A 17,659-nucleotide genomic window follows, 5' to 3' on the forward strand; every position below is an offset into this window, starting at 1 on the left:
GCGGCGCGGATGACTTCCTCGGTGGCGACGCTGGGGCGTCCGCCGACCCGGCCGCGCTCGCGGGCGGCGGCCAGGCCCTCGTTGGTGCCGATGACAATGAGTTCGCGGATGAACTCGGCCAGGGCGGCGAAGACGTGGAAGACGAGCCGGCCGCCGGGGGTGGTGGTGTCCAGGTTCTCGTGCAGCGAGGTGAAGCCGATGCCACGGGTGCGGAGCTCGGCAACCATGTTGATGAGGTCCTGGAGGCTGCGGCCGTAGCGGTCGAGCGAGGGGACCACGAGGGTGTCGCCGGGGTCGAGGAAGGCGTGGCACGCCTTCAGCTCGGGGCGGAGCGCGTTCTTGCCGGACTTCTTGTCCGCGAAGATCTTCCGGCATCCGGCGGCCGTGAGTGCGTCGAGCTGCCGTTCGAGCTTCTGCCCGCTGGTCGAGACCCGGGCGTATCCGATCTTGATCTCGGTGCGGACGAGCGGTTCGGCGACGAGGAGACCCGGCTCGGCCGGTTCGGGGGCGGTCATGGCTCCGGATCACGTCAGAAAACGATGGTCGCGGGTTGTTGAATGTCCTCGGTTTTTGAAGGGGTTTTTGAAGGTCGTGAGGGGTCCAGGCGGTCATGCCGGGCGATCTTCAGAAAACGAAGGTTTTTTGAAGATCGGATACCGCGAGCACCCCTCGGCAGACGGCAGCGGGACGGCCTCGCTCGGCGGCTGTCAAAACTTCTGACAGCAACACCGGTTCTCTGGGCCGTTCCTACTCGGACCCCAGCCTCTCCCGGGCGTGCCCCTGGGCGAACCGCTCCACCCCCGTCCCCGACCGGACCGGGGGCGTCACTCCAACGGCCCACCCCCGGGTGCCGCCCCCCTCCCGGCGGGATCGAATCGGAGGATCTGCTGAGTCGGCCCCGGAGGCACCATGGCATCGAAGGTGACAGCGGTGCGCGGGCCGATGGTGTGGTTCCGCGGCGACCCGTTCCTGGACGGCCGCGAGGAGGCCTTCGTCCATGCCGCCGACGGCCTGCTGATCTGCGCCGACGGGATCATCACCGCCGCCGGGGACTACACGGAGCTGCGCCACCGGCTGCCGGAGGGGGTCCGCCCGGCGCACTACCCGGACCATGTCATCACCGCCGGGTTCGTCGACACCCACACCCACTATGTGCAGACCGGCATCATCGCCGCGTTCGGCTCCCAGCTGATCGACTGGCTCAACCACTACACCTTCGTCGAGGAGCAGCGCTTCTCCGACGCCGGGTACGCGCGCCGGGTGGCCTCGGCGTACTGCGACGAACTGCTGCGCAACGGGACGACGACGGCGCTCGCGTTCTGCGCGGTCTACCCGCAGTCGGTGGACGCGCTCTTCGAGGAGACGTCCCGGCGGAACATGCGGATCGCGGCGGGCAAGGTGCTGATGGACCGCAACGCTCCCGACGGTCTTCTGGACACCGCCGAGTCGGGCTACCGGGACTCGAAGACACTGCTGGAGCGGTGGCACGGCAAGGACCGGAACCTCTACGCCATCACCCCGAGGTTCGCCCCGACCAGCACCCCGGAGCAGCTGGAGGCGGCGGGCACCCTGTGGCGCGAGCACCCCGAGGCGCTGATGCACACCCATGTGTCGGAGAACACCGGGGAGATCTCCTGGGTGCGTTCGCTCTTCCCCGAACGGCGCGGCTATCTGGATGTCTACGACCACTACGGACTCCTGGGCCGCGGAGCCGTGCTGGCCCACGGGGTGCATCTGACCCGCCGGGAGCGCGACCGGTGCGCGGAGACGGGCACGGCGGTCTCGCACTGTCCGACGTCCAATCTGTTCCTGGGCAGCGGTCTGTTCCATGTCCACGACGCCAAGGACTCCCGGCACCCCATGGAGGTCGGTCTGGGCACCGACATCGGCGCGGGCACCAGCTTCTCGCTGCTCTCCACCATGAACGAGGCGTACAAGGTCGCCGAGCTGTCCAACTACCCGCTCGACTCGGTGAAGGCGTTCTATCTCGCCACCCTCGGCGGGGCGCGGGCGATGGGCATCGACGACCGGGTCGGCTCCCTCGACCCCGGGCACGAGGCCGACTTCGTCGTCCTGGACCCCCGGGCCACGCCCCTGCTCGCCCAGCGGACCTCCCGGGTGGAGGCCATCGAGGAGCTGCTCTTCGTCCTGGCCGTGATGGGCGACGACCGGGCGGTACGGGCCACCTATGTGGCCGGTGCCCTGGCCCACGACCGTGACACCCCGCCCGTCTGAGCCGACAGGAGAGACCACCATGGCGACCACCACGCCTTCCCCGGCCGGCGACGGCCGGGCGTACAAGAAGCATCCGGGTGCCCGGTGGCTGCACGGCCCGCACCGGACGATCGGCGGCGTGGAGGCCTGGATCGTCTGGGGCCTGTGCACGATCTTCGTGGTCTGGCTGTTCGCCATCCAGACCGGTTACGCGGTCGTCTCGCCCGAGATCCAGAACACGGCCTCTCTCTCGGTGGCCCAGATCGGGCTGGCCGGGTCCATCTACACCTGGGCGTTCGCGCTCTGCCAGTTCTTCTCGGGCGCCCTGCTGGACCGGTTCGGCTCGCGTCCGCTGCTGACGGTCGCCGTCGCCTTCGTCACCGCCGGGGCGTTCCTGTACGCGCAGACCACCAGCATGGCGACGCTGATCGCCGCCCAGATCGTGCTGGCGATCGGTTCCTCGTTCGGTTTCGTGGGCGCCGGGTACATCGGTGGCCAGTGGTTCCCCGCCGCCCGCTACGGTCTGATGTTCGGACTGGTCCAGTCGCTGGCGTCGCTGGGCTCCGCCTTCGGGCAGCCCGCCATCTCCTGGCAGCTCGGCCTGGTGAGCTGGCAGCAGCTGCTGAACGGTTTCGGCGCGGCGGGGGTGGTGCTGATCGTGCTGTTCGCGCTGCTGGTGCGCAATCCCTCACCGGGTCCCGAGCAGTTGGCCCGGGCGGCGGCGGCGCCGAGACCACCACTGGTCTCCAGCATCCTCAAGGATCTCGGCACCTGTTTCCGCAACCGGAACGTCGTCCTCTCGGCGGCACTGGCCGGGGTGTCCTTCGGGTCCATGCTCGCGATGGGTGTGCTGTGGGGGCCCCGGGTGATGGAGGCCCGCGGCGCCGAGAACGACCTCGCCGCCGTGCTGACCGCCGTGTCCTGGCTGGGTCTCGCGATCGGCGCGCCGCTGTTCAACCTGCTCTCCGACCACTGGAACAACCGCCGGGTGCCGGCGGTCACCGGCGTACTCCTCCAGGCGGCGGCCATCAGCCTGCTGATCTATCTGCCGACGGAGACCAACAGCGTCTCGGTCGTCACGATGTTCGCCGTCGGGCTCTTCGCCGGCGCGCACATGCTCGGCTTCACCGTCGCCGGGGAGTCCGTGCCCGGTGCGCTGGTCGGCAGCTCCGCCGCCATCGTGAACGGCGTCTGCTTCATCATCGGGGGCATCCTCCAGGCGGTGCCCGGAAAGATCCTGCCGGACGTGCCCGACCTCGGGGACTACGGCCGGGCCCTGCTGATGATGCCCGTCCTGCTCGTCCTCGGCGCCGTCGCCGGCCTGTTCATCAAGGAGACGGCGACCGCGCCCCGCGCCTGACGCGGGCGCCCGCCGGGCGCGGACCGGTGAGGCGCCGGTGGTGGGCGGTGCGGCGTGCCGCGGACCCCGGTTGAGCCGGCCCGTCTCGCGGCGGGCTCCCCGTCACCGGGCCGCCGGCCGCTGCGGCGCGGTCACCGGGGCGGGGGGTGAGCCGGGTACGCGGGCGGTGTCCCGTACCAACTGGTCGACGACGTCGTGGAGTCTGCTCCGGCGGGCGTAGACGGCCCGCTGGCGCTCGGCGCCGCCGCCGTGGGCGGAGAGCCGGTGCAGTACGGAAGTGACCTGGGGCAGGTCGCCGAAGTCCGCCAGCACCGGCCGGACGTGTTCCAGGAGCTGTTCCACCAGACGGGTGGCGGGGACGAGCCGACGGCTGAGGGGGTCGAACCCCTGGCCGGTGAGTCCGTCGCGGGCGGAGCGCCAGTACGCGGCGCGCAGCAGCGCCTCGCCCAGCGGCGGCCCCGGGTCGCCGCCGCGCACCCGGGGGAGGGCCACGACGACCAGCGCGCGCACCAGCGCGGCGAGGGTGACCACCTCATCGATGCTCGCGCTGACGTCCATCGCGCGGATCTCCAGGGTGGGCAGATGCGTGGAGGGCCGCATGGCCCAGTACAGCCGGTGCTCGCTGTCGGCGGCTCCGGTCTCGCACAGCTCGGCGGTGAGGGTGCGGTAGTGGTCGCCCGAGGTGAAGTACGGGGGTGGGCCGGAGACGGGCCAGGTGCCGGCGCTGATCGTGCGCCAGCTCGCGTATCCGCTGTCGCGTTCGCACCAGAACGGGGAGTTCGCGGCGAGCGCCACCAGGGTCGGCAGCCAGGGCCGCAGATGGTTGCCGACCAGCACGGCGTCGTCGCGCGTGGGTACGTCCACATGGATGTGGAGCGCGCAGAGCGCGTAGGTGTCGTTGAGCCCCCGGTAGGTCTCCGCCCCGCGCTGGTTGTAGGCGCCGCCGCAGAGGGGCACGGGGTCCTGCGCGCCGAGGACGGGAGTGCCGGTGGCGACGGCCCGCAGCCCCTCGGCGGCCGCCGCCGCGGCCACGGCGGCCCGCATCCGGGCGAGGTGGCGGGTGAGGGCGGGGAGGCTGGTGCAGGGCGGGGTCTTGGCCTCGATCTGGTACTCGGTCAGCTCGCCGGAGACCAGATCGCCGAGGACGGGGGCGGCCCGGCGCAGCACGCTGGTGCCGCCGGGCATCACGGCGCCGGTGTCCTGGGCGACGAGGAGGTACTCCTCCTCCACTCCCAGCGCGGGGATCTGCGCGCCTGTCGCTGTCATAAGCGTCTCGTCTCCCCGGTGCCGGGCCGGCGGCGGCGACTGCCCCGGTCCAGTGTCGGCGGCCGGGGTGGGCACCGCAACACCTGCTCCCCCATGACCGGGGCGGGGCCGGCGGGCCGGACGGGCCCGGAAGGCAGGCCCCGGGAGTTTCCTGCGGGTCGGGTCGGGCCGGGCCGGATCGGTGAGCGGGGTCCGGTGCCGTGGATCGCGAGGCGGGGGAGGGAGCCCACGCGGAGCGCCGGCGACGGACGACAGCGCGGCGAGGCGCGGTGCCAAAACACGGTGCCGGGGCGCGCGAGCCCGGCACGATCCGAAAGAGACGACCTAGGGTGGGGGCATGCCGTTCTCCCGCCCCCAGGACGCACCCTGCCCGGCCGCCGCCCCGGCTCCCGGGCCCCTCACGAGCGCCGCGCCGCGCGGCGCGCCGGGAACCCCGCGGGCTCCCCGGGAGACGCGTTCGCTGCCGGTGGTCGCCGCGGGCGCGGTGGTGATGCCGTTCGCCATCCAGGCGTACGACGAGGTCGTGGCGCAGGACACCACGTGGGGTGAGCACTCGCACCCCTTCCACGAGCTGCTCTGGAACGAGCGGGGCGCGTCCACCGCCGTGGTCGGGGCACGGGTGTGGACGATCACTCCGGCGCTCGGCCTGTGGATGCCCGCCGGCACACTGCACTCGGGGTCGGCGGTCGCCGGGACCTGGTTCCGGGCGAGCTTCTTCGGCTTCCACACCACACCGTCCATCTCCGAGACCCCGGTGGCCGTGGAGATCACCCCGCTGCTGCGGCTGCTGCTGGAACGGCTCGGCGAGGCCAGGCTCTCCCCCGCCTCGCGCTCGACCACCGAGGCGATGGTGCTCGATGTCCTCGAACCCTCGCCGCGCGAACTCCTGGTGCAGGCGCCCGCGTCGGCCCTGCTGCGCCCGATCGCCGACGCGCTCCGGGAGAACCCGGGCGATCAGCGCACCCTCGCCGACTGGGCGGCGGAGCTGTGTGTGAGCGCCCGGACGGTCAGCCGGGCGTTCAACGCGGAGACCGGCACCAGCTTCGCCCGCTGGATCGCCTCGGTCCGGGCCCAGCACGCGGTGGCCCTGCTGACCCGGGGGTGGGAGGTGGAGGCCGTGGCCGAGGAGGTGGGCTACCGCTCGGCGAGCGCGTTCGGGGCGGCCTTCCGGCGGACGACGGGGCTCACCCCGGGCACCTTCCGCGCCCCCTGATCCCGGGGCCGCCGCTCCCTGACTCCGGAGACCCGGCGGTCCGCCCGGTCTCCCGGCCCGTGTCCTGGGTCACCTTTCCCGGCCGTGTCCCGCGCTCTCGCCCGCGCCCGCACCGACGGCTGTCCCGATCGCTACATCAGATGTCCCAAAAGATCGGTTGCGACACGGATCGGCGTTCTCCTACAGTGCGAAGGCAAGCCTTACCTAAGCGCTTGCGTTCAGCGCGGTGCACACACTCCACGACGGCATCCCGGGACCCGGGCGTGCGAGGACCGGCACCTGGCATCCGGACCAGTGAGGTTGGAAATCATGCGTTCACATCGTCTGCGGCTGCTCACCTCGGCGGCCACGGCCACCGCCCTCCTCACCCTCTCCGCCTGTGGCGGCTCCTCCTCCGACGGGGGCGACGGGAAGGACGGCAAGGACGCGAAGGACGGCGGCGGCAAGAGCTCCGCCGCGTCGTCCGACGCGTTCCCGATCACGGTGAAGCACGCCCTGGGCACCTCGACCATCGAGTCGAGGCCGAAGCGCGTCGCCACGGTGAACTGGGCCAACCACGAGGTGCCGCTGGCGCTCGGGGTCGTCCCCGTCGGCATGGCCTCCGCCAACTTCGGCGACGACGACGGCGACGGGGTGCTGCCCTGGGTGGAGGAGAAGCTCAAGGAGCTGGGGGCGAAGACCCCGGTCCTCTTCGACGAGAACGACGGCATCGACTTCGAGGCCGTCGCCGACACCGACCCGGATGTCATCCTCGCCTCCTACTCCGGCCTGACCAAGCAGGACTACGAGACCCTCAGCGAGATCGCCCCCGTGGTGGCGTACCCCGACGCCCCGTGGGCGACGCCGTGGCGGGAGATCATCCGCACGAACAGCAAGGCCATCGGGCTCGCCACCGAGGGCGAGAAGATGATCAAGGATCTGGAGGGGGAGATCGGCCGCACCGTCGCCAAGTACCCCCAGATCAAGGGCAAGTCGGCGATGTTCATGACCCATGTCGACGCCGGTGATGTCAGCAAGGTCGGCTTCTACACCGCCCACGACACCCGGACCATGTTCTTCGAGGACCTCGGGATGAAGATCCCGGACAGCATCGCCAAGGCGTCCAAGGGCACGGACAAGTTCGCGCTCACCCGCAGCGCCGAGCAGGTCGACGAGTTCAACGACGTGGACATCATCACCGGCTACGGCGACGAGAAGGGCGACCTGACCAGGACGCTCCGCAAGGACCCGCTGCTGTCCAAGGTCCCCGCCGTCGACCGCGACTCCCTCTATCTGCTGCCCGGCAGCTCACCCCTGGGCACCGCGGCCAACCCGACGCCGCTGTCGATCTCCTGGGTGCTGGAGGACTACGTCGCCGCGCTCGCCAAGGCCGCGGACAAGGTCAAGTGAGAACGGTCCCCACCCGAACCGCGCCGGACGCCGCCGCACCGAGGCGGCGTCCGGCGCACGTCCGGCCGCTGTGGCTCCTCGCGGCGCTCCTCGTGCTGGCCGCGCTCATGGTGGCCTCCGTCGCCTTCGGCTCCCGGGCCATCGGCTGGACCGACGTCTGGGCCGCGCTCGGGGGCGCCGACACGACCCTGGAACAGGCGGCGGCGGGCAAACGGATTCCCCGCACCTTCCTCGCGGTGCTGATCGGCGCCGCGCTGGGCCTCGCCGGTGCCGTCATGCAGGGAGTGACCCGCAACCCGCTGGCCGACCCCGGCATCCTGGGCGTCAACATGGGCGCCTCGCTCGCCGTGGTCACGGCGGTCGCGTTCTTCGGGCTCTCCTCGCCGACCGGGTACATCTGGGTCGCGATGGCGGGCGCGGCGGTCTCGGCGCTCTTCGTGTACGGAGTGGGCTCGCTCGGCCGGGGCGGCGCCACGCCCCTGAAGCTGGCGCTCTCCGGGGCCGTGACCTCGGCCGCGTTCGCCTCGCTCGTCACCGCCGTGGTGCTGCCCCGCAACGACATCGCCGGCAGCTTCCGGCTCTGGCAGATCGGCGGCGTCGGCGGCGCCTCCTACGAGCGGATCGGTCAGGTCCTGCCCTTCCTCGCGGCGGGTCTGGTGATCTGTCTGCTCTCCGCCAAGGCCCTGAACTCGCTGGCGCTGGGGGAGGAACTGGCGGCCGGACTGGGCGAGCGGGTCGCCGTGGCCCGGGGTGTGGCGGCGCTCGGCGCCGTCGTCCTGTGCGGCGCGGCGACCGCGGTCGCCGGGCCGATCGCCTTCGTCGGACTCGTCGTCCCGCACGCCTGCCGGCTGCTCATCGGCGTGGACCACCGCTGGCTCCTCCCCTTCTCCGCGCTCCTCGGCGCGGCACTGCTCACCGCCGCCGATGTGGCCGGCCGGGTCGTGGCCCGCCCCGCGGAGATCGAGGTGGGCATCGTGACGGCGCTGATCGGCGCCCCGTTCTTCATCTGGATCGTCCGCCGGCAGAAGGTGCGTGCCCTGTGAGCGCCGTCGTTCTCCCCTCCCGCCCGCCCTCCACCGACGACGTGGCCCGCGGCCGGGTGCACCGGGCGCTGCGCCGCCGGGCGGTCTGCACGCTGCTGGCCGTGCTGGTGGTGGCCGCCTTCGCCGTGACCCTGATGGCCGGGAAGACGTACTACCCGCTGGACGAGGTGATCCGGGTGGTCCTCGGTGAGCGGGTGCCGGGGGCGTCGTTCACCGTCGGACGGCTGCGGCTGCCGCGCGCCGTGCTCGCCGTGGTGGCGGGCTTCAGCTTCGGTCTGGCCGGTGTCACCTTCCAGACCATGCTGCGCAACCCGCTCGCCAGCCCCGATGTCATCGGCATCAGCTCGGGCGCGAGCGCGGCGGCGGCCGTCGCGATCGTCACGCTCTCCCTCGGCGAGACCCAGGTGTCGGCCCTCGCGATCGCCGCCGCCCTCGCCGTCGCGCTGCTCGTCTACACCCTCGCCTTCAAGGACGGGGTGGTCGGCACCCGGCTCATCCTCATCGGCATCGGCATCGCCGCGATGCTCGACAGCGTCGTCGCCTATGTGCTGTCCCAGGCCGCCCAGTGGGATCTCCAGGAGGCGATGCGCTGGCTGACCGGCAGCCTCAACGGCGCCGGCTGGGAGCAGACCGTACCCGCCGCGGTGGCGCTGGCGGTGCTCTGCCCCGTCCTGCTGGGGCAGGCGCGGAACCTCTCCGCGATGCAGCTCGGGGACGACACGGCCGCCGCCCTCGGGGTCCGGGTCGAACGCACCCGGGTCACGGTGATCGTCGCCGCGGTGGCTCTGATCGCGTTCGCCACGGCGGCGGCCGGGCCGATCGCCTTCGTCGCCTTCCTCTCCGGGCCCATCGCGGCACGGATCACCGGGCCGGGCGGTTCGCTGCTGGTGCCCGCCGGGCTGGTCGGCGCCCTGCTGGTGCTGGTCGCCGACTTCGCGGGGCAGTTCGCCTTCGGCGCCCGCTTCCCGGTCGGCGTCGTCACCGGTGTGCTCGGCGCGCCCTACCTCATCCATCTGATCATCCGCACCAACCGGGCAGGAGGTTCCCTGTGACCACGGCACACACCCTGGCGGCCGAACAGCTCACGCTCGGCTACGGCGACCGCACCGTCGTCTCGTCCCTCGATCTCGCCGTGGAGCCGGGCCGCATCACGGCGATCGTCGGCGCGAACGCCTGCGGCAAGTCGACCCTGCTGCGCTCCATGTCCCGGCTGCTCACCCCGCGCGAGGGCCGTGTCGTGCTGGACGGCAAGGAGGTGCACCGCCTGCCCGCCAAGCAGCTCGCCCGCACCCTCGGGCTGCTGCCCCAGTCGCCCGTCGCCCCCGAGGGGATCACCGTCGCCGATCTCGTCGGCCGGGGACGCCATCCGCACCAGCGGGTGTTCTCCCGGTGGAGCGCCGAGGACGACGCGGCCGTGGCGGCGGCCCTGGAGGCCACCGACACCACCGCGCTGGCCGACCGCGCCGTGGACGAGCTGTCCGGCGGGCAGCGCCAGCGGGTGTGGATCGCGATGGCGCTCGCCCAGCGGACCGACATCCTGATGCTGGACGAGCCCACGACCTTCCTCGACGCGAGCCACCAGGTGGAGGTCCTCGATCTGCTGACGGACCTCAACCACGCGCGGGGCACCACCGTCGTCATGGTGCTGCACGACCTCAATCTGGCCGCCCGGTACGCCGACCGCGTCGTCGCCCTCGCGTCGGGCCGGCTGCACGCGGCCGGGACACCGCACGAGGTGCTGACCGAGGAGACCGTGCGCGCGGTGTTCGGCCTCAACAGCCGGATCATCGAGGACCCCGTCTCCGGCCGGCCGCTGATGCTCCCCATCGGGCGGCACGGCGTCCGGCGGGCGGAGGACGGACCGGCAGAGGACGAGCCGGTGAAAGACAGGCCGGCGGAGGACGAGCCGGTGAAGGACGGACCGACGGAAGACGAGCCGGTGAAAGACAGGCCGACGGAAGACGAGCCGGTGAAAGACAGGCCGGTGAAGGACGGACCCGCGGAGCCCGTCCCCGCGTCCCGGACCGGCTGACGCGCCGGGCCCGTCCCGCCGGGCGGGGGCGCCGGTCCCGCAGCCCGCAGCCCGGGTCCGGGTCCCGCCCGCACACCCCCGCACCCCCGCACCCCCGCACCCGACCACCGGGAGTCGCCTTGCCCCACAGGACCGCCGCCAGGGCCGCGGAGCACCCCGCTCCCCCGCCCGCCGAAACGCCCGCCGAACCGGCAGGCTGCCCCCCGCACCCGGCCACCCGGCCCGGTTTCACCGAGCTGCGCTCATCCGCGGAGCTGCGGGAGCTGCTGGGCGAGCCGCACCCGGTCGTCATCGACAAGGTGCACGCCCGGCTCACCGACCACGACCGGGCCCTGCTGGCCCGCTCCCCGTTCTGTCTGCTCTCCACAGCGGACGCGCTCGGCGCCTGCGATGTCTCCCCGCGCGGCGGGGACCCCGGCTTCATCCATGTCGTGGACGAGACCACCCTGGCGCTGCCGGAACGCCCCGGCAACCGCCGGGGGGACAGCCTCCACAACATCCTCGGCAACCCGCACGCCGGACTGCTCCACCTCGTCCCCGGCAGCGGGGACATCCTGCGGGTCAACGGCAGGGCCCGGATTCTCACCGACGCGCCTTTCTTCGACGCCATGGCGTCGAAGGGCCGCCGTCCCGCCCTCGCCGTTCTGCTGGAGATCGACGAGATCTATCTGCACTGCTCCCAGTCCCTGCTCCGCTCGGGTCTGTGGAGGACCGGGGCCCGGGAGAAGAGCGCCTGACCGCGCGCGGTCGCCGGGGACGGGAGAGATGAAACGATTCCCCGCCCTCGGCGACCGCGCGCGGCCGGATCAGACCACCGGCACCGGATCAGACCACCGGCGCCGGGAAGGTCGGGTACTCCACCCCCGAGACATGCTGGACGACCCGGATGACCTGGCAGGAGTAGCCGAACTCGTTGTCGTACCAGAGGTAGAGGATCGCGTTGTCGCCGTCGACCTTGGTGGCGCCGGCGTCGACGATCGAGGCGTGGCGCGAGCCGATGAAGTCGCTGGAGACCGCGTCGGGGGCGCTGGTGAAGTCGATCTGGCGCTTGAGCGGCGAGGTCAGCGAGACCTGGCGGAGGTGGTCGAGGACCTCGTCCCGCGTGGTCTCCCGGCCGAGCCGGAGACTGAGGATCGCGATCGAGACATCCGGCACCGGGACCCGGATCGAGCTGCCAGTGATCTTCGCGTCGAGGTCGGGCAGCGCCTTGGCGACGGCGGAGGCGGCACCCGTCTCGGTGATCACCATATTGAGCGGCGCCGACCGGCCGCGCCGGTCCGAGCTGTGGTAATTGTCCAGCAGATTCTGGTCGTTGGTGAAGGAGTGGACGGTCTCCACATGGCCGCGCAGCACACCGTACTCGTCCGCCATCGCCTTCAGCGGCGGGACGATCGCGTTGGTGGTGCAGGAGGCGCAGGAGATGATCTGCTCGTCCGGCTTGATCATGTCGTGGTTGACGCCGTGCACGACATTGGGGACATCGCCCTTGCCCGGGGCGGTCAGCACGACCTTGGCGATGCCGGGGCGCAGATGCCTGGAGAGCCCCTCGCGGTCCCGCCACTTGCCGGTGTTGTCGATGAGGATGGCGTCCTTGATGCCGTACTCCGTGTAGTCCACGGCCGTCGGGTCGTCGGAGTAGATCATCTGGATCTCGTTGCCGTTGGCGATGATCCTGCCGTTGGCCTCGTCGACGGTGATCGTGCCCTGGAACTGGCCGTGGATGGAGTCCCGGCGCAGCAGGGAGGCGCGCTTGACGAGGTCCTGCCCCGCCCCCTTGCGGACGACGATGGCCCGCAGCCGCAGGCCGTTGCCGGAGCCGGCCTTCTCGATGAGCAGACGGGCGATGAGGCGGCCGATGCGGCCGAAGCCGTAGAGGACGACATCGCGGGCCTCGCGGCGCTCGATCCTGTTGGCGCCGGTGGCGCCGGCGACGGCCTCGGCGGTGAACTCGGCCACCGAGAGGCCGCGGTCGTCGGCCTTGTAGGTCGCGGCGAGCATGCCGATGTCGATCTGGGAGGGACCGAGGTCGAGCGCGGTGAGCGCCTGCAGGAACGGCAGCGTCTCGACGACCGAGAGCTCCTCACCGGCTATCTGCCGGGCGAATCGGTGGGTTTTGAGGATGCTGACCACGGACTTGTTCACCATGGAGCGGCTGTGGATCAGGACGGTGACATCCCGCTCCCGGTGCAGCTTCCCGATGATCGGGATCATCGACTCCGCGATCTCCTCGCGGTTCTTCCAGTTGGTGAACGAGTCGTCGTTGAGAGTCACAGTCTTCTCTTTCGAGCTAGGCGGCGCTCATATGCTAACCCGGGGCCGTTTTGATCTTCCCCCACGGTCCCGGAAACCGGCGCGGGCCGGGGCCCGCGGGGCCGGGCGGGGCCCGCGGGGGCCGTACAGGGGGGTGACAGCGGCGCGGGACCGGGCCAGGATGCACGGATGATCTCCACGCCACCCGTCGCCGTCCGCCTCCCCCACTACACCGAGACCGAACTCGCCGAGATCACCGGCGGGGCCGGCGATCCCTTCGGGACCAACGGACTCGGGCTGACCTGGCGCGCCAAGGACGTCCACTTCGGCGTCCGGCAGGGCGGCCGGCTGGTGGCGCACGCCGGCTGGGCGGAGGTGACGATGCGGGTGGGTGACGCCCGCCTCCGGCTGGGCGGTCTCGGCGGGGTGATCGTGGCCCCCGCGTTCCGTGGCCGGGGGCTGGCCCGGCTGGTGGTGGCCGCCGCCGTGGAGCACACCCGCGACACCGGCGCGGATTTCGGACTGCTCTTCTGTCTGCCGGAGCGGGTCCCGGTGTACGAGCGGCTGGGGTGGCGGCTCCTGGACGACGAGGTCCGGGTGGAGCAGCCCGGCGGACCGGTCCGTATGCCGATCCCGGCGATGTGGATTCCGCCGCGCGACACGGACGCGTGGCCGCCCGGACCCGCGCGTCTGCTCACGCTCCCGGTGTGAGAACTCCCCGAGGCGCGCGGGTGCGCCGTCCGCCGCCGGGGCCCGGGACTGTGGGAGGGTGCCCCGGTACGCATCGGAGTGCGCCCCGCGAGCCGGAATACGCGGCGCCCGGCCACCGGTTGGGATCACCATGACAGACACTCATCTGGACACCCACGCACTGCTGGAGCGGAGCCGGCTCGGGGTGCTCGCCACCATCAAGTCCGACGGCCGCCCCCAGCTCTCCCCCATCATGCCCGTGTACGACCGGGCCGCCGCCGTCATCCGCGTGTCGACCACGGAGGGCACCGCGAAGATCGCCAACCTGCGCCGGGACCCGCGCGCCACCCTGGAGGTCACCAGCGAGGACGGCCGCTCCTGGGCGACCGCCGAGGGCACCGCCACCCTCGTCGGCCCGGGCACCGACCCGCACGGCCCCGAGGTCGAGGCGCTGGTGGAGTACTACCGCGCCGCCGCCGGTGAGCACCCCGACTGGGACGAGTACCGGTCGGTCATGGTCTCCGAGCGCAGGGTGCTGATGACGATGACGGTGGACAAGGTGTATGGCACCAGCATCGGTTGAGGGACCGCTGCCGGGCCCGTGACGGAGCGCTGACGGCCACACGGGCAGCGCGGGGCACACGGGCACGGAGGGTCGCGGGCGCGGGGAGCGCGGGGCGTCTCAGCCGGTGAGCGGACGGGCGGGGGTGACCTCCCGGACATGGACGACGATGTCGAACCAGTCGGCGAGCGCCCCGCCGGACATGTGGTGGGCGGCGTCCTCCCCGGGGTCGTACCAGGGGCCGACCAGCCGTGTCCTGGCGGGGGCGGCCAGCCACTCCCGTACCGGCGCGGGGGCGGGCGCGCGCAGATCCAGCAGATACGCGTCCAGCCCGGCGCCGCCCAGCACGGACTCGGCGAACTCCTCCGGCGGGTCCGGGACGGGCTGGGACGTCCGTCCGTGGTGGAACGTCAGGCCGAGGGAGACGTACTCCGGCCCCCAGAGCCGCCGCAGCCGGCCGCCCGCGTTCCGGTGGGCCGTCGGCGACGGCGCGGGGGAGACCGTGCGCGCGTCCCCGTTGGCGGTGTGCGCGAGACCACCCCAGTGGACGATCCTGTCGCCGGTGCGCTCGTGCCACCGGCGGGTGTTCTCGGCCAGGCTCCACTCGACACCGGCCGGACCGCTGTACGGAGGGCGTGCCCCGCCGCCGTCCGAGGGGACCCCCGCGAACCGGACCGGGTCGTCGGGGTTGCGCTCGTTGTGGGAGCGCATCCAGCGGACGACGGCGAGGAGTTCCCCGGTCCGCCAGAACGACCGCGCCCCCGCCAGCAGCGCGCGCGGGTCGCCCGCTCCCGTACGGATGTACGCGTCGAGGCCGACCCTCGCCGCGTCGTCCCCCTCCAGGGCGAGAGCCCGGAACCCCTCCTGCTCGACCAGCAGGCGGAGGATGCGGTGCGCGGTCGACGACAGCTCGTGGGAGTCGCGGACGGAGGCGCCGAGGGCGACGGTCCTCGCGTTTCCCACCATCGCCGCCAGCGGCTGGAGATCGGCCGCCGGAGCCCCGGGGTCCATCGTGGTGAGCGGGTGGGCATGCCGCCGAATCCACCGGGCCACCGCCTCCGTCCCGCCCGCCCCGGTATCCGCCGGGGTCTCCGTCCCGGTCTCCGCCCCGGTATCCGCCGGGGTCTCCGGCCCGGTCCTCCCTCCGGCCCCGGCCCCGCTCCCGGTCGCCGCCGTGTTCCCGGCCATGCCGAACCTCCTCGATCGTGGGGTGCGGCGCCTTGCCCCTCCGCCGCCCGCGCCCCCATCGTCGAAGCTCGATCGCGGTTGAGGTCAAGCCCGGGCCCGCACCTCCGCCGGAGCGCCGCGGTCCGGGGTGTCAGGCGCGCCGACCGCCCGGGGGGCCGCGGTTCCGCCACGATGGGCCCGTCACGAGGTGGTCGCGGCCGTACGCGTGGGAGAGGACGGGGAGAGGACGGTGACGGGTGTGGGCGGTCCAGGGGTGCTCGGACGGGCGCGGATGTGGGCGCGGGCCTCGCTGGTCTGCGTGGTGGGCGCGGTACTGGCGCTGGTGTCCGCGGTGCGCGGGGGCGGGCTGCTGATCGTGGTGGGCGGTCTCGCGGGGCTGGCCGTCGCGGGCGTCGGCGTCTGGTGGGCCCTCGCGTACCGGGGCCCGGTCCGGGCGCTCGGCGCACTCCTGGTGCTCGCGGCCCCCGTGGCCGTGATCGTGCTCTACACCGGCCACGGCCTGTGGGGTCCGGCGCTGCTGGCGATGGCCCTGTGGTGGGCGGCGCTGGGGTGCGCCCGGTCGGCGCTGCGCCGGACGCGCCCGCCGCGCGGTGTGCGCGCCGAGCGCCGGCGGCCCCCGCGCCGACCGTTCCTGATCATGAACCCGGCGTCGGGCGGCGGGAAGGTCGCCCGCTTCCATCTGGTGGAGCGGGCCGAGCGGCTGGGCGCGCGGGTGATCCTCCTGCCCTCCGGCGCCGGTGCGGATGTCACCGCGCTCGCCCGGCGGGCCGTGGCCGACGGCGCGGATCTGCTCGGTGTGGCGGGCGGCGACGGCACCCAGGCGCTGGTGGCGGCCGTCGCCGCCGAGCACGGACTGCCGTTCCTGGTGATCTCCGCGGGCACCCGCAACCACTTCGCCATGGATCTGGGCCTGGACCGCAAGGACCCCTCCCGCTGTCTGGACGCCCTCACCGACGGCGAGGAGATCCGGGTGGACCTGGGGTTCGTGGCGGACCGTCCCTTCGTCAACACCGCCTCCTTCGGGGTGTACGCGGAGATCGTCCGGAGTCCCCGGTACCGGGGCGACCAGGCGGGCACCGCCCTGGACGCCCTGCCCGATCTGTTGCTGAGGGGGCCCGCGCACCGGCTCGACGCCACCGCGGACGACACCCCGCTCCCCTCCCAGCAGGCGCTGCTGGTCAGCAACAACCCCTACGCGGACACCGATCTGTCGGCCACGGGCCGGCGGCTGCGGCTGGACCGGGGCGCGCTGGGGGTCATCGGCATCCGGGTGGACAGCGCGGCCCAGGCCGCGCGGCTCGCGGTGCTCGGCGCCCAGGCGCCCGGGCTGACCCTGCTGACGGCCCGCCGGGTGCGGGTCGGCTCCACCGCCCCCACCCTGGCCGTCGCGGTGGACGGCGAGGCCCTGACCCTGCCCGCCCCGGTGGTCTGCACGATCCGCCCGCGCGCCCTGCGGGTGCTGCTCCCCCGCCACCGGCCCGGCGCGCCGCCGAGCCGCCCGCGGCTGAACTGGCGGCAGATCGCGCTGCTCGCGCTCGGCAGGCCCGTCCCCTCGGAGTGAGATCCGGTCAGCCCACGGGCTCCGGGGCGGTGGTCCGGGCGTAGTGCTCGGCGATCTCGTCGCTGGTCGTCAGCCATACGCCGGGGTGGCGGGCGATGTGCTCCAGGGCCCGGTCCAGATATTTGTGCCGGAAGGGCTGGTTGATGACGAACGGGTGCAGAACCAGCGACATGACCCGGCCGCTGTGGGCGGAGTCGGCCCAGAGCTGCTCCAGCTGGTCCTCGACGACCCGGACGAAGTCGGGTCCGCTGAGGCTCTTGCCGACGAACAGGCTGATGTCATTGACCTCGATGGAGTACGGAACGCTCAGCATCCCCGGCACGTTCAGCCGATAGGGCTGGTCGTCGTTGGCCCAGTCGAGGACATAGCCGAGGCCCAGTTCGGCGAGGAGCGCGGGGGTGTGGAAGGTCTCGGTGAGGGCGGGCCCCAGCCAGCCCCGGGGTCTGCCGCCGGTGGCCCGCTCGATGGTGGCGACCACCTCGGTGAGGGCGGCGCGCTCCTCCTCGCGGGTCATGTCCGTCTGGAGCGTGGAGTTGTTCCTGCCGTGGGCCGCCCACACCCAGTCCCGTTCCAGTCCGGCCCGGATGATCTGGGGATAGCGTTCGGTGACATCGGAGTTGAGCATCACACTCGCCCGGATGCGGTGCCGGTCGAGGCTCTCGATCAGCCGCCAGATGCCCACCCGGGGGCCGTAGTCGCGCCAGCCGTGGTTCAGCGGGTCGGGCACCAGGTCCCTGGTGCCCGGGAAGATGCTGGTCGACGGGCGGTCGATCCGGTAGTGCTCGACATTCAGCGCCAGATAGAAGGCGACCCGGGCGCCGTTCGGCCAGTGGATCGGCCTCCGCTCGGGGATGGGGCTGTAGTCGAAGAGCTGGTTGTCCATCAGCGCTC

At 72.7% G+C, this 17,659-nt stretch carries 16 protein-coding genes; 11 read left to right on the forward strand and 5 right to left on the reverse strand.

The features are described from left to right. A partial coding sequence (locus tag ABT122_RS18240) for a recombinase family protein (protein ID WP_351552647.1) occupies nucleotides 1-515 on the reverse strand: 515 nt, incomplete at its 3' end. A gap of 394 nt (nucleotides 516-909) precedes the next feature. Here ABT122_RS18240 and guaD point away from each other — a divergent pair. Together guaD and ABT122_RS18250 are read left to right on the forward strand one after the other, a co-directional pair. Then, the gene (gene guaD / locus ABT122_RS18245) at nucleotides 910-2,235 is read left to right on the forward strand and encodes a guanine deaminase (protein ID WP_351552648.1); all 1,326 of its coding nucleotides are present in this window, start codon (nucleotides 910-912) and stop codon (nucleotides 2,233-2,235) included. A gap of 19 nt (nucleotides 2,236-2,254) precedes the next feature. After that, complete coding sequence (locus ABT122_RS18250; protein WP_351552651.1) at nucleotides 2,255-3,574, forward strand: MFS transporter; 1,320 nt, start codon at nucleotides 2,255-2,257, stop codon at nucleotides 3,572-3,574. Between the two features lie 102 nt (nucleotides 3,575-3,676). On the opposite strand, the gene ABT122_RS18255 is transcribed toward ABT122_RS18250, so the two are convergent. Beyond that, nucleotides 3,677-4,840: a carboxylate-amine ligase gene (locus tag ABT122_RS18255; protein WP_351552654.1), complete on the reverse strand. Its 1,164-nt coding sequence runs from the start codon at nucleotides 4,838-4,840 to the stop codon at nucleotides 3,677-3,679. A gap of 490 nt (nucleotides 4,841-5,330) precedes the next feature. Between ABT122_RS18255 and ABT122_RS18260 the strand changes: the two genes are divergently transcribed. The 6 genes from ABT122_RS18260 to ABT122_RS18285 all read left to right on the forward strand — a co-directional run bounded on the left by ABT122_RS18260 (nucleotide 5,331) and on the right by ABT122_RS18285 (nucleotide 11,254). Further along, complete coding sequence (locus ABT122_RS18260; RefSeq protein WP_351552824.1) at nucleotides 5,331-6,053, forward strand: helix-turn-helix domain-containing protein; 723 nt, start codon at nucleotides 5,331-5,333, stop codon at nucleotides 6,051-6,053. A 309-nt stretch (nucleotides 6,054-6,362) separates the two neighbouring features. Further along, complete coding sequence (locus ABT122_RS18265) at nucleotides 6,363-7,442, forward strand: iron-siderophore ABC transporter substrate-binding protein (RefSeq protein ID WP_351552657.1); 1,080 nt, start codon at nucleotides 6,363-6,365, stop codon at nucleotides 7,440-7,442. Then, a complete protein-coding gene (locus ABT122_RS18270; RefSeq protein WP_351552660.1) occupies nucleotides 7,439-8,485 on the forward strand; it encodes a FecCD family ABC transporter permease in 1,047 nt (348 codons plus the stop codon). Before ABT122_RS18265 ends, ABT122_RS18270 begins: the two co-directional genes overlap by 4 nt. After that, on the forward strand, nucleotides 8,482-9,537 hold the full coding sequence (locus ABT122_RS18275) for a FecCD family ABC transporter permease (RefSeq protein WP_502976159.1): 1,056 nt from the start codon (nucleotides 8,482-8,484) through the stop codon (nucleotides 9,535-9,537). Before ABT122_RS18270 ends, ABT122_RS18275 begins: the two co-directional genes overlap by 4 nt. Beyond that, nucleotides 9,534-10,517: an ABC transporter ATP-binding protein gene (locus ABT122_RS18280; RefSeq protein WP_351552663.1), complete on the forward strand. Its 984-nt coding sequence runs from the start codon at nucleotides 9,534-9,536 to the stop codon at nucleotides 10,515-10,517. Before ABT122_RS18275 ends, ABT122_RS18280 begins: the two co-directional genes overlap by 4 nt. Nucleotides 10,518-10,753: 236 nt before the next feature. Next, nucleotides 10,754-11,254 carry an MSMEG_1061 family FMN-dependent PPOX-type flavoprotein gene (locus ABT122_RS18285; RefSeq protein WP_351552830.1) on the forward strand — a complete coding sequence of 167 codons (501 nt, stop codon included), beginning with the start codon at nucleotides 10,754-10,756 and terminating at the stop codon, nucleotides 11,252-11,254. 88 nt (nucleotides 11,255-11,342) lie between these two features. Here the strand turns inward: ABT122_RS18285 and ABT122_RS18290 are convergent, their stop codons facing one another. Further along, on the reverse strand, nucleotides 11,343-12,788 hold the full coding sequence (locus tag ABT122_RS18290; protein ID WP_351552666.1) for a glyceraldehyde-3-phosphate dehydrogenase: 1,446 nt from the start codon (nucleotides 12,786-12,788) through the stop codon (nucleotides 11,343-11,345). A gap of 168 nt (nucleotides 12,789-12,956) precedes the next feature. Here ABT122_RS18290 and ABT122_RS18295 point away from each other — a divergent pair, with 168 nt between their 5' ends. After that, the gene (locus ABT122_RS18295) at nucleotides 12,957-13,478 is read left to right on the forward strand and encodes a GNAT family N-acetyltransferase (RefSeq protein ID WP_351552669.1); all 522 of its coding nucleotides are present in this window, start codon (nucleotides 12,957-12,959) and stop codon (nucleotides 13,476-13,478) included. 130 nt (nucleotides 13,479-13,608) lie between these two features. Then, nucleotides 13,609-14,040, forward strand: a complete 432-nt coding sequence (locus tag ABT122_RS18300) for a PPOX class F420-dependent oxidoreductase (RefSeq protein ID WP_351552672.1) — start codon at nucleotides 13,609-13,611, stop codon at nucleotides 14,038-14,040. Between the two features lie 99 nt (nucleotides 14,041-14,139). Here the strand turns inward: ABT122_RS18300 and ABT122_RS18305 are convergent, their stop codons facing one another. Continuing rightward, entirely contained in the window at nucleotides 14,140-15,207 is a 1,068-nt protein-coding gene (locus ABT122_RS18305; protein WP_351552675.1) for an erythromycin esterase family protein, read from the reverse strand. Nucleotides 15,208-15,478: 271 nt separating this feature from the next. Between ABT122_RS18305 and ABT122_RS18310 the strand changes: the two genes are divergently transcribed. Then, nucleotides 15,479-16,768: a diacylglycerol/lipid kinase family protein gene (locus ABT122_RS18310; RefSeq protein ID WP_351552833.1), complete on the forward strand. Its 1,290-nt coding sequence runs from the start codon at nucleotides 15,479-15,481 to the stop codon at nucleotides 16,766-16,768. A 7-nt stretch (nucleotides 16,769-16,775) separates the two neighbouring features. On the opposite strand, the gene ABT122_RS18315 is transcribed toward ABT122_RS18310, so the two are convergent. Beyond that, nucleotides 16,776-17,651 (reverse strand): polysaccharide deacetylase family protein, encoded by an 876-nt coding sequence (locus tag ABT122_RS18315; RefSeq protein ID WP_351552678.1) that lies wholly within the window; start codon nucleotides 17,649-17,651, stop codon nucleotides 16,776-16,778. Nucleotides 17,652-17,659: the final 8 nt, after the last annotated feature.

Origin of the sequence: Streptomyces sp. NPDC001985, assembly GCF_040296845.1 — a bacterium.
Taxonomy (GTDB): Bacteria; Actinomycetota; Actinomycetes; order Streptomycetales; family Streptomycetaceae; genus Streptomyces.